Origin of the sequence: Amycolatopsis albispora, from assembly GCF_003312875.1 — a bacterium.
Classification (GTDB): domain Bacteria; phylum Actinomycetota; class Actinomycetes; order Mycobacteriales; family Pseudonocardiaceae; genus Amycolatopsis; species Amycolatopsis albispora.
The window spans coordinates 1,316,438-1,340,018 of sequence record NZ_CP015163.1; the positions used below are offsets into that span (position 1 = coordinate 1,316,438).

The 23,581-nt window shown below is 69.7% G+C and carries 23 protein-coding genes and 1 pseudogene; 15 read left to right on the forward strand and 9 right to left on the reverse strand.

Translation table 11 applies throughout. The features are described 5' to 3' along the window. Together A4R43_RS06370 and A4R43_RS06375 are read right to left on the reverse strand one after the other, a co-directional pair. A complete protein-coding gene (locus tag A4R43_RS06370; protein ID WP_113691459.1) occupies nucleotides 1-504 on the reverse strand; it encodes a (2Fe-2S)-binding protein in 504 nt (167 codons plus the stop codon). Continuing rightward, entirely contained in the window at nucleotides 504-1,082 is a 579-nt protein-coding gene (locus tag A4R43_RS06375) for a type 1 glutamine amidotransferase domain-containing protein (RefSeq protein ID WP_113691460.1), read from the reverse strand. Before A4R43_RS06375 ends, A4R43_RS06370 begins: the two co-directional genes overlap by 1 nt. A 149-nt stretch (nucleotides 1,083-1,231) precedes the next feature. On the opposite strand from A4R43_RS06375, the gene A4R43_RS06380 reads away from it, so the two are divergent. Next, nucleotides 1,232-1,612, forward strand: coding sequence for a hypothetical protein (locus A4R43_RS06380; RefSeq protein WP_113691461.1), 381 nt, complete (start codon nucleotides 1,232-1,234; stop codon nucleotides 1,610-1,612). Nucleotides 1,613-1,618: 6 nt separating this feature from the next. On the opposite strand, the gene A4R43_RS06385 is transcribed toward A4R43_RS06380, so the two are convergent. After that, on the reverse strand, nucleotides 1,619-2,101 hold the full coding sequence (locus tag A4R43_RS06385) for a DUF6098 family protein (RefSeq protein WP_236808801.1): 483 nt from the start codon (nucleotides 2,099-2,101) through the stop codon (nucleotides 1,619-1,621). Nucleotides 2,102-2,220: 119 nt separating this feature from the next. On the opposite strand from A4R43_RS06385, the gene A4R43_RS06390 reads away from it, so the two are divergent. Continuing rightward, nucleotides 2,221-2,976: a DsbA family protein gene (locus A4R43_RS06390; protein WP_113691462.1), complete on the forward strand. Its 756-nt coding sequence runs from the start codon at nucleotides 2,221-2,223 to the stop codon at nucleotides 2,974-2,976. Next, nucleotides 2,976-3,524, forward strand: coding sequence for a vitamin K epoxide reductase family protein (locus A4R43_RS06395; protein ID WP_113691463.1), 549 nt, complete (start codon nucleotides 2,976-2,978; stop codon nucleotides 3,522-3,524). Before A4R43_RS06390 ends, A4R43_RS06395 begins: the two co-directional genes overlap by 1 nt. On the opposite strand, the gene A4R43_RS06400 is transcribed toward A4R43_RS06395, so the two are convergent. Further along, nucleotides 3,509-3,973, reverse strand: a complete 465-nt coding sequence (locus A4R43_RS06400) for a MarR family winged helix-turn-helix transcriptional regulator (protein WP_113691464.1) — start codon at nucleotides 3,971-3,973, stop codon at nucleotides 3,509-3,511. The two genes, A4R43_RS06395 and A4R43_RS06400, sit on opposite strands and share 16 nt — an antisense overlap. 59 nt (nucleotides 3,974-4,032) lie before the next feature. On the opposite strand from A4R43_RS06400, the pseudogene A4R43_RS06405 reads away from it, so the two are divergent. The 8 genes and pseudogenes from A4R43_RS06405 to A4R43_RS06440 all read left to right on the forward strand — a co-directional run bounded on the left by A4R43_RS06405 (nucleotide 4,033) and on the right by A4R43_RS06440 (nucleotide 12,640). Beyond that, a pseudogene (locus tag A4R43_RS06405) lies at nucleotides 4,033-5,078 on the forward strand (LLM class flavin-dependent oxidoreductase). A gap of 145 nt (nucleotides 5,079-5,223) precedes the next feature. Beyond that, a complete protein-coding gene (locus tag A4R43_RS06410) occupies nucleotides 5,224-5,808 on the forward strand; it encodes a DUF742 domain-containing protein (RefSeq protein ID WP_113691465.1) in 585 nt (194 codons plus the stop codon). Nucleotides 5,809-5,855: 47 nt separating this feature from the next. Then, a complete protein-coding gene (locus A4R43_RS06415; RefSeq protein ID WP_113691466.1) occupies nucleotides 5,856-6,938 on the forward strand; it encodes a threonine aldolase family protein in 1,083 nt (360 codons plus the stop codon). After that, nucleotides 6,935-7,546 carry a GntR family transcriptional regulator gene (locus A4R43_RS06420; RefSeq protein ID WP_113691467.1) on the forward strand — a complete coding sequence of 204 codons (612 nt, stop codon included), beginning with the start codon at nucleotides 6,935-6,937 and terminating at the stop codon, nucleotides 7,544-7,546. The genes A4R43_RS06415 and A4R43_RS06420 overlap by 4 nt, the downstream gene beginning before the upstream one ends. Before the next feature lie 179 nt (nucleotides 7,547-7,725). Further along, nucleotides 7,726-8,652, forward strand: a complete 927-nt coding sequence (locus A4R43_RS06425; RefSeq protein WP_113691468.1) for an ABC transporter permease — start codon at nucleotides 7,726-7,728, stop codon at nucleotides 8,650-8,652. Next, nucleotides 8,649-9,524: a carbohydrate ABC transporter permease gene (locus tag A4R43_RS06430; protein WP_113691469.1), complete on the forward strand. Its 876-nt coding sequence runs from the start codon at nucleotides 8,649-8,651 to the stop codon at nucleotides 9,522-9,524. The genes A4R43_RS06425 and A4R43_RS06430 overlap by 4 nt, the downstream gene beginning before the upstream one ends. Nucleotides 9,525-9,544: 20 nt before the next feature. Further along, nucleotides 9,545-11,176, forward strand: a complete 1,632-nt coding sequence (locus A4R43_RS06435) for a type 2 periplasmic-binding domain-containing protein (protein WP_113691470.1) — start codon at nucleotides 9,545-9,547, stop codon at nucleotides 11,174-11,176. A 258-nt stretch (nucleotides 11,177-11,434) separates the two neighbouring features. Next, nucleotides 11,435-12,640 carry a DDE-type integrase/transposase/recombinase gene (locus tag A4R43_RS06440; RefSeq protein ID WP_236808802.1) on the forward strand — a complete coding sequence of 402 codons (1,206 nt, stop codon included), beginning with the start codon at nucleotides 11,435-11,437 and terminating at the stop codon, nucleotides 12,638-12,640. Between the two features lie 124 nt (nucleotides 12,641-12,764). Here A4R43_RS06440 and A4R43_RS06445 read toward each other — a convergent pair whose 3' ends face one another. The 3 genes from A4R43_RS06445 to A4R43_RS06455 all read right to left on the reverse strand — a co-directional run bounded on the left by A4R43_RS06445 (nucleotide 12,765) and on the right by A4R43_RS06455 (nucleotide 15,880). Beyond that, on the reverse strand, nucleotides 12,765-13,631 hold the full coding sequence (locus A4R43_RS06445; RefSeq protein WP_113691472.1) for a DUF6807 domain-containing protein: 867 nt from the start codon (nucleotides 13,629-13,631) through the stop codon (nucleotides 12,765-12,767). Further along, the gene (locus tag A4R43_RS06450) at nucleotides 13,628-14,710 is read right to left on the reverse strand and encodes a Gfo/Idh/MocA family protein (RefSeq protein WP_113691473.1); all 1,083 of its coding nucleotides are present in this window, start codon (nucleotides 14,708-14,710) and stop codon (nucleotides 13,628-13,630) included. Before A4R43_RS06450 ends, A4R43_RS06445 begins: the two co-directional genes overlap by 4 nt. A gap of 123 nt (nucleotides 14,711-14,833) precedes the next feature. Next, the gene (locus A4R43_RS06455) at nucleotides 14,834-15,880 is read right to left on the reverse strand and encodes a LacI family DNA-binding transcriptional regulator (protein WP_113691474.1); all 1,047 of its coding nucleotides are present in this window, start codon (nucleotides 15,878-15,880) and stop codon (nucleotides 14,834-14,836) included. Between the two features lie 133 nt (nucleotides 15,881-16,013). Here A4R43_RS06455 and A4R43_RS06460 point away from each other — a divergent pair, with 133 nt between their 5' ends. Then, nucleotides 16,014-17,024, forward strand: coding sequence for an endo-1,4-beta-xylanase (locus A4R43_RS06460; protein ID WP_113691475.1), 1,011 nt, complete (start codon nucleotides 16,014-16,016; stop codon nucleotides 17,022-17,024). 63 nt (nucleotides 17,025-17,087) lie between these two features. Here the strand turns inward: A4R43_RS06460 and A4R43_RS06465 are convergent, their stop codons facing one another. Beyond that, nucleotides 17,088-19,388 carry a beta-xylosidase/alpha-l-arabinosidase gene (locus A4R43_RS06465; RefSeq protein ID WP_472240947.1) on the reverse strand — a complete coding sequence of 767 codons (2,301 nt, stop codon included), beginning with the start codon at nucleotides 19,386-19,388 and terminating at the stop codon, nucleotides 17,088-17,090. Next, nucleotides 19,385-20,383: a LacI family DNA-binding transcriptional regulator gene (locus A4R43_RS06470; RefSeq protein WP_113691476.1), complete on the reverse strand. Its 999-nt coding sequence runs from the start codon at nucleotides 20,381-20,383 to the stop codon at nucleotides 19,385-19,387. Before A4R43_RS06470 ends, A4R43_RS06465 begins: the two co-directional genes overlap by 4 nt. A gap of 159 nt (nucleotides 20,384-20,542) precedes the next feature. Here A4R43_RS06470 and A4R43_RS06475 point away from each other — a divergent pair, with 159 nt between their 5' ends. Genes A4R43_RS06475 through A4R43_RS06485 form a run of 3 tightly spaced genes read left to right on the forward strand, consistent with a single transcriptional unit; the run spans nucleotide 20,543 to nucleotide 23,581 of the window. Beyond that, the gene (locus A4R43_RS06475; RefSeq protein WP_113691477.1) at nucleotides 20,543-21,832 is read left to right on the forward strand and encodes an ABC transporter substrate-binding protein; all 1,290 of its coding nucleotides are present in this window, start codon (nucleotides 20,543-20,545) and stop codon (nucleotides 21,830-21,832) included. Nucleotides 21,833-21,878: 46 nt separating this feature from the next. Then, nucleotides 21,879-22,772, forward strand: coding sequence for a carbohydrate ABC transporter permease (locus tag A4R43_RS06480; protein WP_236808803.1), 894 nt, complete (start codon nucleotides 21,879-21,881; stop codon nucleotides 22,770-22,772). Further along, nucleotides 22,769-23,581, forward strand: a complete 813-nt coding sequence (locus A4R43_RS06485) for a carbohydrate ABC transporter permease (RefSeq protein ID WP_113691479.1) — start codon at nucleotides 22,769-22,771, stop codon at nucleotides 23,579-23,581. The genes A4R43_RS06480 and A4R43_RS06485 overlap by 4 nt, the downstream gene beginning before the upstream one ends.

Below are 23,581 nucleotides of genomic sequence, written 5' to 3' on the forward strand. Positions count from 1 at the left end.
CTATCCGGCCGCCTCTTCGATCGCCGCGACGATGCCGGGATACGCGCCGCAGCGGCACAGGTTCCCGCTCATCCGCTCGGCGATCTCCTCGCGGCTCGGCGTGGGGGAGGCGGCCACCTCGGCGGTGACGTGGCTCGGCCAGCCCTTGGCCAGCTCGTCCAGCACGCCGACCGCCGAGCAGACCTGGCCCGGTGTGCAGTACCCGCACTGGAAGGCGTCGTGCTCGATGAACGCGCGCTGCACGGGGTGAAGTTCGCCGTTCTCGGCCAGCCCCTTCGCGGTGGTGATCTCGGTGCCCTCAGCGGCCACGGCCAGCGTCAGGCAGCTGAGCACCCGCCTGCCGTCGGCGAGCACCGTGCACGCGCCGCACTGGCCGTGGTCGCAGCCCTTCTTCGGGCTCGGGTTGCCGAGGCGCTCGCGCAGCGCGTCGAGCAGGGTGGTGCGCGGGTCGGCGGGCAGGCGGTGCTCCCGCCCGTCCACCCGCAGCGTGATCTCGGCCGCCATCAGGCGGTGGCGCCTTCGTCGTGCACCGGGTGCTTGCCCTCGGCGAACTCCTCGACGATCTTCGCGCAGAACGCGGGCAGGTCGTCGGGATTGCGGCTGGAGACCAGCCCGTTGTCGTTGACCACTTCTTCGTCGACCACGGTCGCGCCGGCGTTGCGCAGGTCGGTGCGGATGCTCGGGTACGAGGTCAGCTTGCGGCCCTTGGCCACGCCCGCCTCGATCAGCGTGATCGGCCCGTGGCAGATGACGCCGACCGGCTTGCCCGCGGTGAAGAAGTCGCGGACGAAGCCGACCGCGGCCTCGTCCATGCGCAGCTTGTCGGGATTGATGGTGCCGCCGGGCAGGATGAGCGCGTCGAACTCGCCCGCCGAGGCGTCGGAGACCACCCGGTCCACCGGGAACCGGTCCGCCGGGTTGAGGTCGGAGTTCATCGCCTGGATTTCGCCGGACTTGAGCGACACCAGGGTGACCGTGCCGCCCTCGGCCTCGACGGCCTTGCGCGGCTCGACCAGCTCGACCTGCTCGACCCCGTCGGCGGCGAGCATGGCCACGGCGCGTCCGATCAGTGTGGAACCCATCTCGGAAAGTCCTTTCACGTGGAGACCCCCGCCGGTTACCACCAGCCCGCCACGGCAAACTTCCGCGAAACCACCACGCCCGAGCCGGTTTCGGCTGGTTGTGGAGCGGGTACCCAGCGCCAACTCCCCCGCGAGTGAGGACCGAGCCGATGGACGCGACGCGCGGCGACAATCTGGGTGGCGGACTGGTCTCCCTGGCCACCCGGGCCGAAGAACTGACCCGTTGCCTCTACTACCGGACGGTGGACCCGCACGGCGGCCCCGTGGTCGGCGACCCCGGTGAGCTGGGCGCGCTGCTGGGCCACCTCCGTTCCCTCACCGACAACATCGCCCGCACCCTGCCCGGCCTCGGCGGCTGGCTGGAGGAGCGCGTGCTCGCCGGTGAAGTCGGTGGTGACCACCAGTACGAGGCACTCACCCAGGCACTGGTGGAGATCACCTCGGCGCTGGCGTGCGCCAGGGAGTCGGCCGCCCGGCTCGGGCGCCAGCTCGACCTCGCCGAGAGCGCCAGCCGCTCGCTGTCCGCCTGACCGGCCTCACCCGGGGCGCCGGTGCCGCGCCAGCGGTCCCCATTCGGGTGAAGCTTGGGCGTTGACCAGTTCCTCGGCCTCCCGCAGCACGTCGTCGGAGATCCACGCCACCGGACGGTCGCAGATCACCAGCGGCTCGTTGTCCGGGCCGCGTGCGCGTTCCCGCCCGCGCAGCACCCACGGCCGCACCCCCGGGCCACGCAGCTCACGCAGGTGCTCGTAGTCGTGCAGGCGCCGGGCCAGCCACAACCGCAGCGGCCGGTCGGCCCACCACGGCTCCAGCCGCAGCGGATTGGCCGACAGCCCGGGCAGCGGCACGCCGGTCAGCCCGTCGCGGCTGGACTGGGCGCGCTTGTCGTCGTCCTGCTCCAGATCGGCGGAGGGGCCGTGTGACCAGCGGACAAAAAGCTCGCCCCGCTCGGCTTCGAACACCGCCTCGAGTTCGGTGAGCGTGGCCACCGTCGGCATGTCCGGCATGTCATCGTGCACCGGCTGTGGATTCCCCGGGCAGGATGGCCTCAACCACGTTTTCCGGGGTCCGGGAACCAGCCACCGCCGGGGGACGACCAGAATGGCGTAACCAGTTCGTCTTGGAAGGTGTTCACCGGATGTCGCGCAGCAACCGAAGCAGCAATCCCGTCACGGCCAAGCGGGGGCTGTCCCCGAACATCGTGGTCACGCTGGTGATCGTGGTGGTGGCGGCGCTGGTGCTGGGCGGCATCCTGCTGTTCGGCGGCAGCGAAGACGGCGACAACGGCGGCGCGGGCGACCAGCCCCGCGTGTCCGCGGAGGTGCTGCGCAAGCCGGACAGCCACACGCTGATCGAGGCGCCGGACGGCAAGGTCACCCTGGTCGAGTTCCTCGACTACCAGTGCCCGGCGTGCGCGTCGTACTACCGCAACATCACCAGCAAGATCGAGCAGGACTACGCCGGGCGGATCACCTTCGTCACGCGGAACTTCCCGCTGGAGATGCACCCGCTCGCGGTGCCGGCCGCCGAGGCCGCCGAAGCCGCCGCGCTGCAGGGCAAGTACCGCGAGATGTACCACGCGCTCTACGACAACTTCCAGCAGTGGGCGGTCAGCCCGGACGGCCAGAACGTCAACAGCGACGCGGCCGCGGCGAAGGCGCTGTTCTCCGGGTACGCCGAGCAACTCGGCCTGGACATGGCGAAGTACGAGGCCGACCTGGGCTCACCGCAGGTGCGGGCGGCCATCGAGCAGGGCCGCGCCGACGGTCAGCAGGCCGGGGTGACCAGCACGCCGACGCTGTTCGTCAACGGCATCAAGTTCCAGCCGCAGGGCGACACCTTCGGCGCGGTGGACAAGGAACTGCGTGAGCTGATCGACCGGGAACTCGGCTGATGGCGGCCCCCGGCCGCCGCGGCCTGGCCTGGCTCTACACCATCGGCGGCGGGATCGGCCTGATCGCCGCGGCCGCGCTCATGCTGGAGAAGCTGGCCAAGCTCCGCAACCCGGACTACGTGCCGACCTGCTCGCTCAACCCGGTGGTGTCCTGCGGTTCGGTGATGGACAGCAGCCAGGCCGCGGCGTTCGGCTTCCCGAACCCGCTGCTGGGCATCGCCGCCTTCGCCGTGGTCACCACCACCGGCGTGGTGATGCTGGCCGGGTTCGAACCACCGCGCTGGTACCGGATCGGCATGCAGGCCGGGGCCACCTTCGGGGTGCTCTTCGTGCACTGGCTGGTCTTCGCCAGCCTGTACCAGATCCACGCGCTGTGCCCGTACTGCATGGTGGTGTGGGCGGTGACCATCCCGATCTTCTGGTACACCACGCTCGACACCGTGCGCAGCCCGCGCCTGTCCCGCTGGCACTCCGCGGTGCTCGCCGCCTGGTACGCGCTGATCGCCGCGCTCATCCTGCAGGCGTTCTGGGACTACTGGACGTCCTGAGCCAGCGCGGCCAGCAGCCGGCCGAGCAGGTGCCCGAGCTGGTCCACCTCGTCGGGGGAAAGCGGGTCGAAGAAGTAGCGGCGCACGGTCGCCACGTGCTCGGGCGCGGCGGCCTCGATGGCCTCGCGACCGGCCTTGGTCAGCCGGACCATCGAGCCGCGGGCGTCGTCGGGGCAGTCCTCGCGGACCACCAGCCCGCGCTTGGCCATCCGGCTCACCTGGTGGGAGAGGCGGCTGCGCTCCCAGCCGGCCAGCCTGCCCAGTTCGCGGGCACGCAGCAGCCCGTCCGGTGCTTCGGACAGCGGCGCCAGCAGCGTGTAGTCCGCTGTGGACAGTCCGGAATCCCGTTCCAGCTGGTGTTCCTGCGCGCTGTGCAACTCCCGCTGCAGGGCGAGATAGGTCTGCCAGACGTGCTGCTCGCGGTCGGTCAGCCAGCGCGGGGTGGTCATCGGCTCACCGTAACACGGTTTTGTTGACGCATCATCATCTCCGGCGTACGTTGGGCCGCATGGAATTGGGGATCTACAGCTTCGCCGACCGCCACCCGGACCGCGCACCGGCGAGCAGGTCCCGGTCTCCCGCGCGCTCAAGAACACCGTCGAGCGGATCAAGCTCGCCGACGAGCTCGGCCTCGGCTTCTACGGGGTGGGGGAGCACCACCTGGAGAACTACGCCAGCTCCAACCCGGCCACCGTGCTGGCCGCCGCGGCGAGCGTCACCGAGCGGATCACGCTCAGCAGCGCGGTCACCGTGCTCAGCACCGAGGACCCGGTGCGCGTGTACCAGCAGTTCACCACGCTCGACCAGCTCAGCGAAGGACGCGCGGAACTGCTCGCCGGGCGTGGTTCGTTCACCGAGTCCTTCCCGCTGTTCGGCGCCGACCTCGCCGACTACGAGGAGCTGTTCGAGGAGAAGCTCGCGCTGCTGCTGCGGCTCGACCGCGAAGACCCGATCACCTGGTCGGGCCGGTTCCGGCCGCCGCTGGAGGGCGCGCGGGTGCTGCCGCGGCCGTACGGGCGCCGGCTGCGGATCAGCGTCGGCACCGGCGGCAATCCGGAGTCCTCGATCCGGGCGGGCCTGCTCGGTCTCCCGGTGGTCTACGCCATCATCGGCGGCCGTCCGGAGCGCTTCGCGCCGCTGGTGGACCTGTACCGGCGGGCGGGGGAGTCCGGCGGCCACGAGCCGGGTGAGCTGAACGTCACGATGAGCGCCATCGGCCTGATCGCCCGCGAGTCGCAGGACGCCAAGGAGGCGTTCTACCCGTACTGGCTGGAGACGATGAAGTACGGCGCGCGGGCGCGTGGCTGGCAGGTGCCCACGCGCGGTGAGTACGACGAGTTCACCCGCGGCGCGCAGTCGATCTTCGCGGGCAGCCCGGACGAGGTGGCCGAGCGGCTGATCTCGGTGGGCAGGCTGGTCGGTGCCGACCGGTACGCGCTGCAGATGGACTGGGCCGGGGTGCCGCACGCGCGGGTGATGACGGCGATCGAGTTGCTCGGTACCGAGGTGCTGCCGCAGGTCCGCAAGGAACTGGCCAGTGGTGACGCTGGGTGACGATCCACTTCGGACGGGTCACGCCGGGCCGGTCCCGATTACGCACAACCGGTGATCTCGGCCGGTAACCCCGTCCCGATCTCTGGCGTTTCCGGCGCGGGCGTGGTTTGGTCTATGCCTTACCTGGCCGGACCACGGAGCTGTGATGGGTGCGCACAAAAAATCCTCCTTGTGGTCCGGCATGTCCCAGCTCTCCTTCGGCGGCTGGGGCGACTACCAGCAGTGGGCGGATCATGACTTCCAGCCCAAGCCGGTGGACGAGGAGCCGTCACAGCCGGTGACCGCGGAGGACCCGCCGCCCGCCCCGCCACCACCGCCGCAACCGGCACCCGAGCCCACGCCGCCGCCCGAGCCGGTCGAGCAGGCCGTCGAAGAGGATGACGGCGACTTCATCCGCGCGCGGCCGTACGTGCGCACCGGCGGCCGCACCAACACCCGGCACGACCTCCGGGTCGAGGTGATGGTGAGCACCAAGCGCGGCGTCCGGCTGGACCGCACCCGGCTCTCCCGCGACCACCTGCTGATCTGCGAGCTGTGCCGTCATCCGCTGTCGGTCGCCGAACTGGCCACGCACCTGCGCAGCCCGCTCGGCGCGGCGAGGGTGCTGATCGGCGACGCACTCGACATGGGCCTGCTGGAAATGCGCTCCGACCAGCAGCTGACCGCGAACGGCCGTCCGCCGATGGACCTGATGTACCGCGTGCTCGAAGGCCTCCACCGGCTGACCTGAGGGAAATCGCATGCGATTTCGCTCGATCGTATGCGATCCTGGCGGGCATGCACCTTCGCGATGATCCGGGCTGGCGCGCGGACACCCGGTTCCTGTCCCACCACGAGCGGCTGTCGGCGGCGGAGTGGCTCGACCGCCTGCGGGAGGCCCCCGGCCTGGACGCCCTGCCCGACCAGTACAACGAGGGGCCCGGCCTGCGGGAGCTCGAGGCCGAAGTGGCCACGCTGCTCGGCAAGCCGGCCGGCCGGTTCGTGCTCAAGGGGGTGATCGCGCAGCAGGCGATGCTCCGGGTGTGGACCGAGCGCGGCGGCACGCCGGTGGTCGCGCTGCACAGCCGCAGCCACATCGAACTCGACGAGGACGGCGGCTACCAGCGGCTGCACGGCCTGGTGCCGGTGCGGCTGGGCACGTGGAGCCCGTTCACCGTCGCCGACCTCGACGCCGTCGCCGAGCGGATCGGCGTGGTCGTGGTCGAGCTGCCGATCCGGCGGGCCGGGCACAAGCTGCCGTCGTGGGCGGAGCTGACCGCCATCTCCGAGTGGTGCCGCGAGCGCGGTGTCCCACTGCACTTCGACGGCGCCCGGCTGTGGGAGAGCGCGCCGTACTACGGCCGTTCGCTCGCGGAGATCGCGGCGCTGGCGGATTCGGTCTACGTGTCGCTGTACAAGACCATCGGCGGGCTCGGCGGGTGCGTGCTCGCCGGCGACGAGGAGCCGATCACCAGGACGCGGCCGTGGACCACGCGGCACGGCGGCAACCTGTACACGGTCTTCCCGTACGTCCTGGCGGCCCGCGCCGGGCTGCGGAAGCACCTGCCGAGAATGGCGGAATACCGGGAACGCGCGCTCGGGCTCGCCGCCGCGCTGGCCCGCGTCCCCGGCGTGCGTGTCGCGCCGGAACCACCGCACACCAACGCTTTCCAGGTGTACCTGCCGGGCACGCCCGACCGGCTCACCGCGGCGAACCGGAAACTGCTGGAGCGGGAGAACGTCTGGTTGTTCGCCCACTTCACCGAAACGCCGGTTCCCGGCTTGGCCATGGCCGAGGTCGGGACGGGCAGCTCGACGGCGGCGTTCACCGACAGCGAGGCCGCCGAGCTGGTCGCCCGGCTCGTCGAAGAGGCGCGATGAACCGAGCCGAACTCGAAGAACTGCTGCGGGACCGCATCCTGGCCGCGGAGATCGCGCCGGGGGAGCGGATCAACGAAAGCGCTGTCGCGGCGGAACTCGGCGTCAGCCGCACGCCGGTGCGGGAAGCCTTGCTGCGCCTGGAAGGCGGTGGCCTGGTCCGCTTCGACCGCGGCCGCGGTTTCCTGGCGGCCCCGCTCAGCGCGGCGGAGGTGCGCGAAACCTATCCGATCATCGCGCAGCTCGAAGCGCTGGCCGTGTCCACCACCGGACCGGCTTTGCGTGGCCTGGCACCGGAACTCGCCGAACTCAACACCGCGTTCGCCGCCGCCACCGAAGCCGCGCGGGCGCACGAACTGGACGCCGAGTTCCACCGGACCGTGGTTTCCCGCTGCGGCAACGCCCGGCTGATCGCGTTGATCGGCGGGCTGTGGCGGAACATCCGCCGGTACGAGCACGTCTACTTCGCCGGTGACCGGGAACGCCGCCGATCGGCCGCCGAGCACGCGGCGATCGTCGACGCGGTGGCCGCCGGTGACGCCGCGGCCGCCGCGCGGGCCGTCGCGGACAACACCACCGAGTCGATGCACCTCCTCCTCGCTCGTTGGTGACCGGGGCGCTGAAAGCGCTTCCCCTGATCGGCCTATTCGAAACTTTCGAATAGGCCGATCCGTTATTCCCGCTTGTCACAAGGTAGTTGTCCGAATCCTTGACGTCCATGAGTGCGGCGGTTAGTTTTTGGTCGCGATAGTTTCCGATACTTTCCGGAAACAGCGTCAAGGAGGACGGCGTGACCGCACGAACCGGACCCAGCCGCCGCCAGCGGTTCGCGCGGGACCGGTTCCTGGTGCTCGCCGCGCTGCCCGGCATCACCCTGCTGGTGGTGTTCCACTACGTGCCGCTGCTCGGCAACGTGATCGCGTTCAAGGACTACCAGCCCTATCTCGGCATCCTGGAAAGCCCGTGGGTCGGGCTGGACAACTTCGACGTGGTCTTCGGCGGCGACCCGGCTTTCCTCAACGCGCTGACCAACACCCTGGTGATCACCCTGCTCCAGGTGGTGGTGGTGTTCCCGGTGCCGATCGCGCTGGCGCTGCTGCTGGACAGCCTGCTCTCCGAGCGGCTCAAGCGGATCGTGCAGAGCGTGCTCTACCTGCCGCACTTCCTGTCCTGGGTGATCGTGGTGGCGATCTTCCAGCAGATGCTCGGGGATTCGGGGCTGCTCAACAGTTTCCTGCGCGAGCACGATCTCGGCACGGTGAACGTGATCGGCTCGCCGGAGCTGTTCAAGGCGCTGATCACCAGCCAGGTGCTGTGGAAGGACGCGGGCTGGGCCACCATCCTGTTCCTGGCCGCACTGTCGCGAATAGACACCACGCTGTACGAGGCGTCGGCGATGGACGGCGCGGGCCGCTGGCGCCAGCTGTGGCACGTCACCCTGCCCGGCCTGCGCGGCATCATCGTGCTGCTGCTCATCCTGCGCCTCGGCGACGCGCTGACCGTCGGCTTCGAGCAGATCATCCTGCAACAGGCGGCGGTCGGAGCCGAGGCGAGCGAAGTGCTGGACACCTACGTCTACAACAACGGCATTCTCGCGGGCAGCTGGGGGGTGAGCGCGGCGGTCGGCCTGGTCAAGGGGCTGGTCGGGGTGGCGCTGGTGCTCGGCGCGAACAAGCTGGCGCACCGGTTCGGCGAGCAGGGGGTCTACCAGCGATGAGCGCGCTCGAAAAGCCGTCCGTGCTCGCCAGGGCGGTCAAGGCCGTGGTGCTCACGGTGTGCTGCGCGGCGGTGGTGGTGCCCTTCGTCGGCATCGTGTCCACCAGCCTGGCCACCCGCGAGGACGTGACCAACGCCGGTGGGTTCGTGCTCATCCCGCGCTCGCTCAACTTCGACGCCTACCAGGCCATCCTGTCCGGTGGCGTGGTCACCAGGGCGGTGCTGGTGAGCCTCTTCGTGACGGTGGTCGGCACGCTGCTGAGCCTGACCGCGACCACGCTGCTCGCCTACGGGCTGAGCCGCCGCGGGACCGTGCTGCACCGGCCGTTCCTGCTGCTGGTGCTGATGCCGCTGCTGTTCACCCCCGGCATCATCCCGAGCTACCTGATCGTGAAGAACCTCGGGCTGCTGGACAGCTACTGGTCGCTGATCCTGCCGGTGCTGGTGAACGTGTTCAACGTGATCGTGCTGCGCGCGTTCTTCATGGAACTGCCCGGCGAGATCATCGACAGCGCGCGCGTGGACGGCGCCGGGGACGGGCTGATCCTGTGGCGGATCGTGCTGCCGATGAGCAAGGCGGTGCTCGCGGTGATCGCGTTGTTCTACGCGGTGGCCTACTGGAACTCGTTCTTCAGCGCCCTGCTCTACCTCAACGACACCGCGAAGTGGCCGCTGCAGCTGGTGCTGCGGACCTACGTGGTCAACCAGTCCCAGCTCGGGGTGGACCAGCTCGGCGCCGGCGGCGAACTGCCGCCCGCCGAAGCCGTGCAGATGGCCATCCTGGTGCTTTCGATCGTGCCGGTCCTGCTGGTCTATCCGTTCGTGCAGCGCCATTTCACCAAGGGGGTGCTGATCGGCGCGGTGAAGGGCTGAACCCACCGAAGGAGAATCCGATGAACGCGATGAACCGCCGGCTGTTCCTCACCGGCACCCTCGCCACCGTCGCCGCACCCGCCGTGCTGAGCGCGTGCAGCAGCGGTGGCAACGGCGCGGCGACGCAGCAGACCGTGGCCGACACGCAGCTACCGGCGTATGTGCCCTACACCGGGGTCAAGCCGGACCTGCCGGGCAACGAACAGGGGCTGCTGAACGGTTTCCTCAGCTATCCCGAGCCGCCGGTGCGTGCCTTCGACGGGCCGCCAGGTGACGGCTCGCCGGTGTCGGCGTTCGTGCTGACGAGTTCGCCGGTGCCGCCCGCGGTGGACCAGAACCCGTACTGGCAGGAGCTGAACAGACGGCTGAACGCCGACCTGCGGCTGACCATCGTGCCGAACTCGGACATGCCGACGAAGTTCGCCACCCTGGTCGCCGGGGACGACCTGCCCGACTTCATCGTGCCCGCGCTGTACACGCCGAACGGGCTGCCCGCCGGCGTGGCGAACCTGCCCGCGTGGCTGGCCGGCAAGTGCCAGGACCTCACGCCGTACCTCGGCGGTGACGCGGTCAAGGAGTACCCGTTCCTGGCGAACCTGCCGACCGCGGCGTGGAAGGACTGCCGGTACAACGGCGGGATCTACGGCCTGCCGGTGGCGCGCGGCATCGCGGGCAGCCTGATGTTCCGCCGCGACGACCTGTTCGGGCAGTTGGGCGCGAACCCGAACCCGGCGAACTTCGCCGAGTTCCGTGCCGTGTGCCGTCAGGTGACCGACGAGCGGGCCGGGCGGTGGGCGCTGGCCGGTGGGCCGCTGGACTTCGTCTCGCAGATGCTCGGCCTGCCGTTCCGGTGGCGGGAGGAGGGCGGGAAGCTGAAGAGCAAGTTCGAATACGAGGAGTTCAAGCAGGCGCTGGCGGACACGGCGCAGTTGTTCGCGGACGGGGTGGTGCACCCGGACAGCACCACGAACAACGCGCCGGTGAAGAAGTGGTTCAACGCGGGCAGCGCGTTGCTCAACACGGACCGGTACACCGCGTGGCCGCAGTACTACGCGGAGAACGTGGCCGGGCCGGGGTTCCGGATTTCCGGGATGCGCCCGCCGCTGTACCACGGTGGTGGGTTCGCCGGCACCTGGCAGGCGCAGGCGACGAACAACTTCACCGTGCTGAAGAAGGCCGACGAGGGCCGGATCCGGCGGCTGCTGAAGATCGCCGACTGGCTGGCCGCGCCGTTCGGCACCGAGGAGTACCTGTTCCGCAAGTACGGCGTGCCCGGCACGCACTACACGATGGAGGGCGGCGGGCCGCGGCAGACGCAGGCCGGGGTTTCGCAGACCGTGCTCGGCATCCGGTACATTGTGGACGCTCCGGACGTGCTGTTCGTGCCGGGCAACGCGGAGGCGACGAAGGCCTGTTACGACTACCAGGCCTCGGTGGTGCCGACTTCGGTGCCGGACCCGACGCTGAGCCTGTTCTCGGACACTTGGTCGCGCAAGCAGGGGCAGCTGGGCACCATGATCAACGACGCGCAGAACGACATCCTGTCCGGCCGGAAACCGGTCTCCTCCTGGGACGAAACCCTCACCCAATGGCGCACCACCGGCGGCGACAAGGTACGCGCCGAATTCGAAGAAGCCCTGGCCGCGCAGTAGGGGCCAGGCCGGTGTCACGAATGTGGCTTTCGAGACGTTTGGCGTCTCGAAAGCCACATTCGTGACACGTCGGCCTCTCGAGCCGAGTGCGCGCGACGGCGGCCCGTGGCAGGGGAGGCCTCCGCTGCCGGACACGAATGTGGCTTTCGGGGCGAAATCCGCCCTGTTCAGTCTCAGCTGATGTGACACAGGTTGTGTCTCTGAGCAAGTGACACACCCTGGGTGGGTGATGCTGCGGGGTCTGTTGCCTGGACGGCGTTGTGGTGGCTGGCCATGGCGCGGAAACGGGCGATGATGCATCTGATGGATGCGGTGGTGGCTGCGGGGGCTGATGTCGGGAACGTGTCGGAGTGGTGCCGGGTCAACGGTGTTGACCGGCGCACGTTTTACCGGCATCGGGAACGGGCCCGGGCCGAGGGACAGTGGAGCCCTCGGTCCCGGCGTCCGGTCACTGTCCCGCACGCCACCGCGGAGCCGGTGGTGGCTCAGATCGTGCGGTTACGCCAGGAACTGGCGCCGGACAACGGCGCGGATTTCATCCATGACCGGCTCGAGGTGCTCGCGGCCGAGCGGGACTGGGCGGGACAGGGCTGGCCGGTGCCGTCGCGGGCCACGATCAACCGCGTCCTGGACCGGAAAGGCCTGCTGGTCAGCAACCCCCGTAAACGGCCGCGGTCGTCCTGGCGGCGGTTCAGCTATGCCCGGCCCCGGGACTGCTACCAGATCGACGCCACCGAGATCGTGCTCGCCGACGGCAGCAAGGCCGTGGTCTTCGATGTGCTCGACGATTGCACCCGCATGCTGCTGGCCTGCCAGGCAGCCCGGTCGGAAACCGCCGCGGCGGCCTGCACCGCGATCAGTGCCGCGTTCACCGAGCACGGCCCACCCGCGATCGTGCTCTCCGACAACGGCCCCGCCTTCACCGCCCATCCCCGGCACCCACACGCCGGCCCCACCCAGTTCGCCCGCACCGTCACCACCACCGGCGCCCGCCTGATCCACTCCAGCCCCTACCACCCGCAAACCTGCGGCAAAGTCGAACGCCACCATCAAACCCTCAAAAAATGGCTGGCTCGCCAACCCCACCCACCAACCACCCTGACCAGCCTGCAAACACTGCTCGACACCTACCGCGACTACTACAACACCCGCCGCGGGCACAGCGCGCTCGGCCGCCACACCCCGCACCACGCCTGGACCCACGCCGAACACCACGGCGGCCCCACCCACCCGCCCGTCCAAACCGACGCCACCATCCACCGGCTCACCGTCAGCAAACTCGGCACCATCTATCTCGGACACCGAAAACGCCTACTCATCGGCCGCGAACACACCGGCAACACCATCACCATCATCCGCGACGGCGACCGGATCACCGCCTACACCAGCCACGGCCACCCCATCGGCCACACCCACCTCGACCACACCAAAGACTGGCAAGGCACCCTCACCCCCGCCGCCTAACATGTGTCACAACAACCGAGACAACACTGCGACAGATCTCCCGAGACACGACAGGGCGAAATCCGCCCCCAAAGCCACATTCGTGTCCACCCGGGCCGCGCCGGGCAGTGTGGGGCCGGGTGCCCTACCAGGTGTAGGAGGAGGCCCGTGCGTCCAGCTTTTCCCGTGGCCAGGAGCCGTTGCCGATGAGCAGGCGGTAGCGCAGGTGCAGCGTGTCCCCGGCCCCCAGGTGCAGCGGATCGTAGAAAGCCACCGAAGGGTTCACCACGGCATACGGCGAATTCCGCACGAACCACCGCCATTCCGGGTTCGCCGGCGAAGGGGTGAACAGCAGCGTCGAGGTGTGGTCCACCTCGTCGTGCGTGCCGAGGTAGGCCAGCCACGAAGCCGCCCGCCCCATCAGTTCCGGGCCCGACTGGCCATCCGAGGCGAGCACCTCGCCGTGCTCGAACGAACGCGGACCCCGCCAGAAGAAACCGCAGTACCCGGCCAGCTCCCGCCCGTGCACGGTCGGGCTGCCGAACTCCAGCGCGGTGTCCCGCACATTCCGCAGCTCCGAGGTGAAGTCCAGCGTCCACGCGCCCGGCTCGGCGGTGAACGACATGGTCCGCCGCTCGGCGATCCACTTCTGCCCGGCCGCGGTGACCCAGTCGATCTCCTCGACCACCCGTTCCGGTGCCAGCGCGAGGAAATCGCGGTGCACCAGCGAGCCCACGTTCGGCAGCACCTGGTACCCCTGGTCACGCACGTAGCTGACCCCGCCCCAGAAGTTCTGGTCGTCCAGGTGGGACGCCGTCATCGCCAGGCCCTTGTGCCACCGGTGGTCGTGCGGCCGGTTGCCGGTGACCACGTCGCCGTCCAGGGTGCGCAGCGGGTGAAAACTCGGGCTCGGGCACTCGAACTCGGCGATGTCCGGCCGGTAGGTGTACCGCAGCAGCTCCACGCCGCCTTCCGACACGGTGAACGCACCGTCCCCATCGGCCAGCTTCACAGTTTCACGTCCCCGTTCATCCGGTGGTAGAACACGTCGCCGGGCTCCAGCTGCTCCCGGGTGACCGGCGTTCCGGTGAACGCCGACCGGTACAGCGCGGTGATCAGTTCGAGCGCGGCCCGCCCTTCGGCGCCGGACAGCGGTGGCCGCTGCCCGCGGTCCATCGCGTCCAGCAGGTGCGGCAGCTGCGCCGAATGCGAGCTGCCGACGTCCTCCGGCACCGCCGACCACGACCTGATCAGCCGCTCGTCGGTCACGTGCGGCGCGGGCGTGTACCGCCAATCGGTGTTGTGGTAGCCGTACAGATGGGTGACTTCGACCGTCGCCTCGGTCAGGTCCAGCCGGAGGTAGCTCTCCTCCCGCGGCGACAGCACACTGTTCACAATGGACGCCATCGCACCACTGGCGAACCGCACGATCGCCATCGACACGTCCTCGGTCTCCATCGTGCGGTCCAGCCTGGCCGCCATCGCGCGCACCTCGGTCCATTCGCCGAGCAGCGCCAGCAGCAGGTCGATCTGGTGGATGCCGTGGCCCATCGTCGGCCCGCCGCCCTCGGTGGCCCATTTCCCGCGCCACGGAACGTCGAAATAGGACTGATCGCGGAACCAGGTGGTGTGGCAGAGAGCCACCAGCGGCCTGCCGAGCGCACCGCTTTCGATCAGGTTCCGCGCGTGCCGCGCGCCGGAGCCGAAACGGTGCTGGAAAACCACGCTCGCAAACGGCCCGCCGTCGGCTTCGGCCGCGGAAATGCGGTCGTATTCGGCCAGCGACAACGCGGGCGGCTTTTCCAGCAGCACCCACGCACCCGCTTCCAGGCAGGTGATCGCGATATCGGCGTGCGTGGCGGGCGGCGTGCACACCTGCACCAGATCCGGCTTTTCCGTGCGAAGCATCGACTTCAGCGACTGATAGGCCACCGGAACGCCGGTTTTCTGCTGGAACACCGCCAAACGGGCGGGATCGGCGTCCACCGCGGTGACCAGTTTCGCGCGCTCACCGGCGGCCCGGATGGCGGGTACGTGTGCTGCTTCGGCGATACCGCCGGTCCCGACCACGGCCACCCGGTACGTCCGCATCGAGCCCTCATTTCGATAGTTTCGAAGCGGTGCCCTGACAATTCGACCCTAGAATGGGCCGCCAAGCCCGTCAAGGCTCATGAATAAAGGGAATACGCCGTCGAAACAGTTTCGAAAACCGGGTCAGCGCGCGGGTGGGGCGGTGCTCGCCCGGACCACCAGGCTGGTCGCCAGTTCCACCCGCCGGTGCTCGGCTTCCTCACCGCGGGCCAGCGACAGCACCAGGCGGGCGCCCGCCGCCGCCATTTCCTGCAGCGGCTGCCGGATGGTGGTCAGCGGCGGCCCGACCCAGCCCGCCACCGGGAGGTCGTCGAAGCCGATCACGCTCAGGTCGTCCGGAATGCGCAGCCCGGCCGCGCGGGCGGCTTCGTAAACGCCGAAGGCCTGCAGGTCGCTGCCCGCGAAAACCGCGGTCGGCCGGTCCTCCAGCCGGAGCAGTTCGGTGAGCTGCGCCCGCCCGGCTTCGACGTGGAAATCGCCGTACCGCACCAGCGCCGGGTCCACCGGCAGCCCGGCGGTGTCGAGCGCGGCGCGGTACCCGTCGACCCGCGCGCGGCTGCACAGCACGCGTTCCGGACCGCCGATCACGGCGATGCGGCGGTGACCGAGTTCGATCAGGTGCCGCGTGGCGATCAGCCCGCCGTTCCAGTTGGTGGCGCCGATCGAATAGGTGCGTTCACCCGGTTCGCCGACCGGGTCGACCACCACCACCGGGATGTTCCGCGACTCCAGCTTCGCCAGCTGGTCGGCGCTGAGGTCGGAGAACACCGACACCACGCCGATCGGCCGCCGCGCGAGCACCTTCTCCAGCCAGCCGCGGCCGGGCGTGAGCCTGCCCTGCGACTCCGAAAGCACCACGGCCAGGTCGTGCTCGCTGGCCACCTGCTCGACGCCGCGCATGATCTCCAGCGCCCAGATGCTCTCCAGCTCGTGGAACATCAGCTCGAGCAGGTTGGACCGGCGGGCGCGCTCGTCGCTGCGGCGCTGGTAACCGTGGCGGCGGATGATCTCCTCGACCCGCTCCCTGGTGGCCGCGGCCACGTCGGTGCGCCCGTTGACCACCTTCGAAACTGTCGGGATGGAGACCCCGGCCTCCACCGCGATCTGGGCGATGGTGACCTTGCCCTGGGCCGGTTCGCTGCCCGGCTTCCGCTCGGATTCCACTGGCATGGCGGGCAGTCTACGCCGTTGTCCAGTGTTCGATACTTTCGGCGAGTATTTCGAAAGTTCTTGACCATCCGTGGCCCGGCCTGTCAACATCGACCTGCCGCCACCGTAGTGCCCCCGAGAAGGAGCTACGACGATGGCGCGAACCATACAACGGTGGGCCGCGGTACTGGCGCTCGGCGCCTGCCTGATCACCTGGCAGGCGGCCCCGGCGTCGGCGGCACCGCCGCTGAAGGACATCACCAGCCGGTACGTCGGCAGCGCGGTGCCCGCCACGGCACTGGCGAACGAAGCCGACTACCGCACCACGCTGACCCGCGAGTTCGACAGCGTGACGCCCGAGAACGAGATGAAGTGGGCGAGCCTGGAGCCCAACCGCGGCCAGTACAACTGGTCCGCCGCGGACTCGATCGTGAACTACGCGCGGCAGAACGGGAAATCCGTGCGCGGGCACACGCTCGTCTGGCACAACCAGTATCCCGGCTGGTTGAACAACCTGTCCGCCGGCGAGCTGCGCGCGGCCGTGCAGCAGCACATCACCACGGTGATGACCAGGTACCAGGGCAAGATCCGCGCGTGGGACGTGGTGAACGAGGTGTTCAACGAGGACGGCACGCTCCGCGACTCGATCTTCCGGCAGAAGCTCGGCGACGGCTACATCGCCGACGCCTTCCGCTGGGCGAAGCAGGCCGACCCGGGCGCGAAGCTGTACATCAACGACTACAACGTCGAATGGCAGGGCGCCAAGAGCAACGCGATGTACGAGCTGGTGAAATCCCTGCGCCAGCAAGGGGTTCCGGTGGAGGGCGCAGGCTTCCAGACGCACCTGTCCACGCAGTACGGCTTTCCCGGCGGATTCCAGGCGAACCTGCAGCGCTTTGCCGACCTGGGCGTGGACGTGGCCATCACCGAGGCCGACGTGCGCATCCAGCTGCCCGCGGACGCGGCGAAGCTGAGCAAGCAGGCCGACTACTTCGACCAGGCGTGGGACGCCTGCCAGGCGGTGGGCCGCTGCGTGGAGTTCACCACCTGGGGCTTCACCGACCGGCATTCGTGGGTGCCGGGCACCTTCCCCGGTGAAGGCGCCGCCTGCCTCTTCGACGAGTCACTGAAACCGAAGCCCGCCTACACCAGGATCAACCCGTAGCGACTGTCACGAATGTGGCTTTCGAGACGCGCAACGTCTCGAAAGCCACATTCGTGACATGGGCTAGTCGATCTCGGGGGAGAGGACCCGGTCGAAGCCGACCTCGCGCCGGGGGCCGGTCAGCACGCGCGCGAGCGTCGTGCGGATGTCCGTGCTGGACGCGCCGATCCGCAGCTCGACCTCACCCGGATCGACCTGCCGCCGCCCGGCGCGGCCGGTGTAGGAGGTCAGGTCCGCGTGCAGCCCGAACCGCACGGTCCGCGCCTCACCGGGCGCCAGGTCCACCCGCGCCGCCGCGATCAGGCGCTGCACCGGCTGCACGCATTCGGCCACCGGGTCGTGCAGGTACACCTGGACCACCTCGGTGCTGTCGCGATCGGTGTCGTTCCGCAGCGGGACCGACAGCCGGAACACCCCGTCGGTGCGCCATTCCTCGTCGCCGGTGACCTCGCCCCAGCTGACCGGCGCGTAGGAAAGCCCGTGCCCGAACGGGAACAACGCGGTCGGGTCGACCGTGCTGACCTCGCTCCGGGTGGCCAGCGGCGCGGCGAGATAGGTGGCGGGCTGGGTCGCCCCGGCCGCCGGGAAGCTCACCGGCAGCCGTCCCGACGGGTTCACCCGGCCGCTGAGCACGTCGGCCAGCGCGGACCCGCCCTCCTCGCCGGGGTAGAAACCGCAGACGATGGCGGCGAGCCGGTCGGCCTGACGCGAAAGCTCGTACGGACGCCCGCTCAGCAGCACCAGCACCACCGGTGTGCCGGTGGCCAGCACGGCTTCGAGCAGTTCCTCCTGCCTGCCCGGCAACCGCAGATCCGCGACGTCACAGCCCTCGCCGGAGGTGCCGCCACCGAACAACCCGGCCCGGTCACCCAGCACCACCACGCAGATCTCGGCGTCGGCGGCGACCCGCGCGGCCTCGGCGATCCCGCCGTCCTCGCCGCCCTCGACCGGGCAGCCCAGCGCGTAGGTCACGTCGTGGTCGGCGCTGAGCGCCTCCCGCACGGTGGGCACCTCGATGCCCATCGGCACGTCCGGGTGGTGCACACCGACGTGCATCGGGAACGAGTAGCAACCCAGCATCGCGCCGGGGTCGTCGGCACGCGGGCCGATCACCGCGAGCCGCCTGCCCGGTGCCAGCGGCAGGGCGTCTTCGTTGCGCAGCAACACGATCGACCGCTGGGCCAGTTCACGCGCGAGCGCCCGCGACTCGGCGTCGTCGAGTTCGGCGCGGCCGTCGGCGAGCACCTCGGGATCGGGTGACCAGCCCGGGTCGAGCAGCCCGAGTTCGCACTTCTGCCGCAGCACCCGTTCCAGCGCGCGGTCGACCAGCGCGACCTCGGCCTCACCCGATTCCAGCGCCATCAGCAGCGGCGCGCCGAAGCAGTCGACCGTCGGCAGTTCGACGTCGATCCCGGCGGCTAGCGCCTGCGCGGCGGCCTCGGCCCTGGTGCCCGCGACCCCGTGCAGCGTGCGCAGGAACGAAACCGAGAAGTAGTCGGCGACCACCGTGCCGGTGAACCCGTAGACCTCGCGCAGCCGCGTGGTCAGCAGCCCCGGATCGGCCGCGGCGGGCAGGCCGTCGTTGTCGGTGTAGGCGTTCATCACCGACCGGGCACCCGCGCGCAACGCCATTTCGAACGGCGGCAGCAACACGTCGGCCAGTTCCCGCGCGCCGATCGACACCGGCGCCAGGTTCCGGCCCGCCTTCGACGAGGAGTACCCGGCGAAGTGCTTCAGCGTGGCGACCACGCCCGTCGATTCGAGCCCGCGCACATACGCCGAGCCGATCGTGCCGACCAGGTACGGGTCCTCGGCGATGGTCTCCTCGACCCGGCCCCACCGCAGGTCACGCGCCACGTCCAGCACCGGTGCCATGCCCTGGTGCACGCCGAGCCGCCGCATCGACCGTCCGATGTGGACACCCACGCGCTCGACCAGTGCCGGGTCGAAAGCAGCGCCCCAGCATAGCGGCGACGGGTACACCGTGGCGCGCCACGCGGCCAGCCCGGTCAGGCACTCCTCGTGCACCTGCGCCGGGATGCCGAACCGGCTGGCGGCCATCACCTCGCGCTGGGTGCGGGCCAGCCCGCGCGCGCCGATCAGCGGCTCCACCGGCCGGGTGCCGAACACCCTGGTCAGCTGGCCGATACCGGCTCCGACCAGCCGGTCCCAGTCACCCGGCTCGATGGCGAAGTCGTGCTGGTGCGGGGCCATCTCGCCGGCGGCGTCGATGCCGATCCAGACGCCGAACAGCTGCGCCAGCTTCTCGCGCGTGGTCATCCTGGCCATCAGGTCGGCCACCCGGTCGGCGGGGGCGGCGGCGGGATCGCGCCAAAGCTCGGTGCGCGCGGGATCGAGGGTCACGACTGCTCCACCTGTCGGGTCGACTGGCGCACGACGAGCCGGGTGTCCAGCGTGACGTGCGTGGTTTCGGGCTGTTCGCCGTTGATCAGCGGGATGAGGAGTTCGATCGCGCGGCGGCCCATTTCGCGGATGGGCTGCTCGACGGTGGTCAGCGGGGGCACGCACAGCACCGACTCGGGGATGTTGTCGAAGCCGACCACCGACAGGTCTTCCGGCACGCGCAGGCCGAGCGCCCGCGCGGCCTCGACGGTGGCGATGGCCGACAGGTCGTTCGCCGCGAAGATCGCCGTCGGCCGGGATGCCGAGTCCAGCAGGCGCCGCGCCGAGGCCGCGGAGATCTCCGGGTCGTACGCGCCGACCTGCACCAGCTCCTCATCCACCGGCACGCCCGCGGTGGCCAGCGCACGCCGGTAGCCGGTTTCGCGCAGCTGCGCGGACTGCAGGTCGGGGCGCCCGGTGAGCAGCGCGATCCGGCGGTGGCCCAGTGCCAGCAGGTGTTCCACGGCCAGCTGCGCGCCACGCAGGTTGTCCGAGTCGATGGTGGGCAGCTCGGCGGAGCCGGTGTGCGGATCGACGGCGACCACCGGCGTGCCCTCGCGCGGCTCGAGCGCGGCCGCCGGGGTGACCAGCAGCGCACCGTCGACCAGGGTGCCGCTCAGCCGCGACAGGTACCGGCGTTCCCAGCCCGCCTTGTCGTCGGTGCGCCCGCCCGCCGAGTAGACGACGAGTTCGAAGCCCGAACCGCGGATCGCGTCGGCCGCGCCCTTGAGCAGCTCGGTGCTGAACGGTTCGAGATCGGCCACCAGGATGCCGATCACGTTGGTCCGGTGGTTGCGCAGGCTCTGGGCGACCAGGCTGGCCTCGTACCCCAGTTCCTCGATCACCGAACGCACGCGCGCGGAGGTGGCGGCGGCGACGCCGTACCGCTGGTTGAGCACTTTGGACACGGTCGCCACGGAGACGCCGGCGCGCTCGGCGACGTCCCTGATGGTCACACGGGAGCTTGGCTGCACCGGCACAGCGTAGCTCTGTAAAACGTTATCGACAACGATTGACACGGCCTTGACCTCGGGCCAGACTCTCTAGCCAACCTGGGCTGCGCCAGTGCTGCCAGCCCGGTCCAGCTCGGCCGAAGTCGTCAGGAGTGGACCACCATGCGCCGATTCCGGAACGTTTGCGCCTTCCTTCTCACCGCGGTCACCGCGGTCGCCCTCACCGCCTGCGGCGGTGGGGGCGACACGGCGGAGAACGCGGACGGACCCGTCACCTTCACCTGGTGGCACAACGGCACCACCGACACGCGGAAAGCGGTGTGGGAGCAGATCGCCGCCGACTACCAGGCCGCCAACCCGGGGGTGAGCTTCAAGATCGAGCCGGTGCAGAACGAGCAGTTCCAGACCAAGATCCCGCTGGCACTGCAGTCGGACAGCCCGCCGGACATCTACCAGCAGTGGGGCGGTGGCAACGGCAAGGGCCAGCTGCCGTCGGGCAAGGTCGCCGACATCACCGAGCAGACCTCGCCGTGGATCGGTTCGCTCGGCCCGATCGCCCAGGACTGGGCGGACGGCGGCAAGCAGTACGGCGTGCCCTACGTCGGGCACACGGTGGGTTTCTGGTACCGCAAGGACATCTTCGCCAACGCCGGCATCACCACGCCCCCGGCCACGATGGAGCAGTTGAACGAAGCGGTGGCCAAGCTCAAGGCCGCCGGGGTGGCGCCGATCGCGATCGGTGGCAAGGACCGCTGGCCGGACGCGTTCTACTGGGGCTATCTCGCCACCCGGCACTGCGCGCCGGAAGAGCTGAAGAAGGCCGTCGAGACCGTGCGCATGGAGCACCCGTGCTGGCTGCGCGCCGGTCAGGACCTCAAGGCGTTCCTCGACACCCAGCCCTTCCAGCCCGGTTTTGTCGGCACCCCGGCACAGCAGGGGGCGGGCAGTTCGGCCGGTCTGGTGGCGAACGGCCAGGCCGCGATGGAACTGCAGGGTGACTGGGACCCGGACACGATGTCCGCGCTCACCTCGGACAAGGACCTGAACTCGAAGCTCGGCTGGTTCCCGTTCCCGGCCGTCGCCGGTGGCGAGGGCGCGCCCGGCGCGGTGCTCGCCGGTGGTGACGGCTTCTCGTGCACCAAGCGCGCCGGGGCGGCCTGCGCGAAGTTCCTCCAGTACCTGACCAGCACCCCGGTGCAGGAGAAGCTCGCCGCTGTCGGAGCGGGACTGCCGGTCAACCCGGCCGCGGCGCAGGCGCTGACCACCGACTCGCTCAAGTCGGTGTTCGAGTACACGCAGCAGGCGCCGCACCGGCAGACCTACTTCGACATCGCGCTGCCGACCAGCGTCGGCCAGGCGCTCAACGACGCCATCGCGAACTTCTTCGCCGGTCAGGGCACACCGGAGACGATCGTGCAGGCCGTGAACTCGGCAGCCGCGGGGAACAAGTGACATGCTCCGTTCGCGAAAGCGCGGTGCCCGTCCACGAGGGAGCGCGGTGTCCTCGGACCTGCGCCGGAAGCTCGAACTGATCCTGTTCCTCGGCCCGGCCCTGGTGCTGTTCATCGGGTTCGTGCTGGTGCCGATGGTGCTGGCGGTGTACTACAGCCTCTACAACTGGACCGGGTTCACCTCGCTCGACGACTTCGCCGGCTTCAAGAACTACCTGGACGCGCTGACCGGCTCGGTGTTCCAGAACGCGGTGTGGCACAACGTGGTCATCGCCGTGCTGTCGCTGGTGGTGCAACTGCCGCTGAGCATCGCGCTGGCGCTGCTGCTCAACCGGCGGCTGCGCGGCCGGGCGTTCCTGCGGGTGATCGTCTTCGCGCCGTACGTGCTCTCGGAGGCGATCACCGCGGTGATCTGGCTGCTCATCCTGCAGCCGGGCGGGTTCGCCGACCAGGTGCTGCGCGCGGCCGGGATGGGCGGGCTGGTGCGGCAGTGGCTGGCCGACCCCGACCTGGTGCTGTTCACCCTGTTTGTGGTGATCACCTGGAAGTACATCGGGTTCGGCATCATCCTGCTGCTGGCCGGGCTCCAGGGCATTCCCGCCGAGCTGAAGGAGGCGGCCGCGCTGGACGGCGCGACGTCGTGGCAGACCACCCGGCACGTGATCCTGCCGCTGCTCGGCCCGACCGTGCGGATCTGGATCTTCCTGTCGGTGATCGGCTCGCTGCAGTTGTTCGACCTGGTGTGGATCATGACGCTCGGCGGGCCGGCCAACGCCTCGACCACGATGGCCACCTACCTGATCGACCACGGGTTCAAGCGCTACGAGTTCGGGTTCGGCAGCGCGGTGGCGGTGCTGTTGTTCATCATCTGCTTCACCTTCGCCCTGCTGTACCAGCGATTCGCGCTGCGGCGCGACACCGAAGGGGCGGTGAGCCGATGAAACGGCAGTCGGTGGCGTACCTGGTGGCGATCCTGATCGTCGGGATCACCGTGGTACCACTGGTTTTTGTCATCCTCGGCGGGTTCCGCACCACCGAGCAGATCAACGCGGACCCGGCCGGGCTGCCGGGGCCCTGGGTGTGGGACAACTACCGGGAGATCCTGACCTCACCGGAGTTCTGGACCTTTCTCGGCAACAGCCTGCTGATCGCGGTGGTGGCCACCACGCTCGCGGTGGCGCTGGGCTCGATGGCGGCGTTCGCGTTGTCGCGGTACTCCTTCCGGGGCCGGGAGGGGTGGTACACGCTGTTCACGCTCGGGCTGCTGTTCCCGCTCGGCGTGGCGACGCTCCCGCTGTACCTGTTGCTGAGGCAGCTCGACATGCTGGAGAACCCGCTGGGCGTGGCGCTGCCGGAGGCCGCGTTCTCGCTGCCGGTGACCATCGTGATCCTGCGGCCGTTCATGCGCGCCATCCCGGCGGAGATCGAGGACGCGGCGGTGCTCGACGGCGCGACGCGGGTCGGTTTCTTCTGGCGGATCCTGTTGCCGCTGTCGATGCCCGCGCTGACCACGGTGGCCGTGCTGGCGTTCGTCACCAGCTGGAACGCGTACCTGCTGCCGCTGCTGGTGTTCAACGACTCCGGCAACTTCACGCTGCCGCTGGGCGTGGCCACCTTCCAGTCGCAGTACTCGCAGGACACCGCGCGGGTGCTGGCGTTCACCGCGTTGTCGATGATCCCGGCACTGGGCTTCTTCATGCTGGCCGAACGCCGGATCGTGGGCGGGCTGACCGGCTCGGTCAAGGGTTAG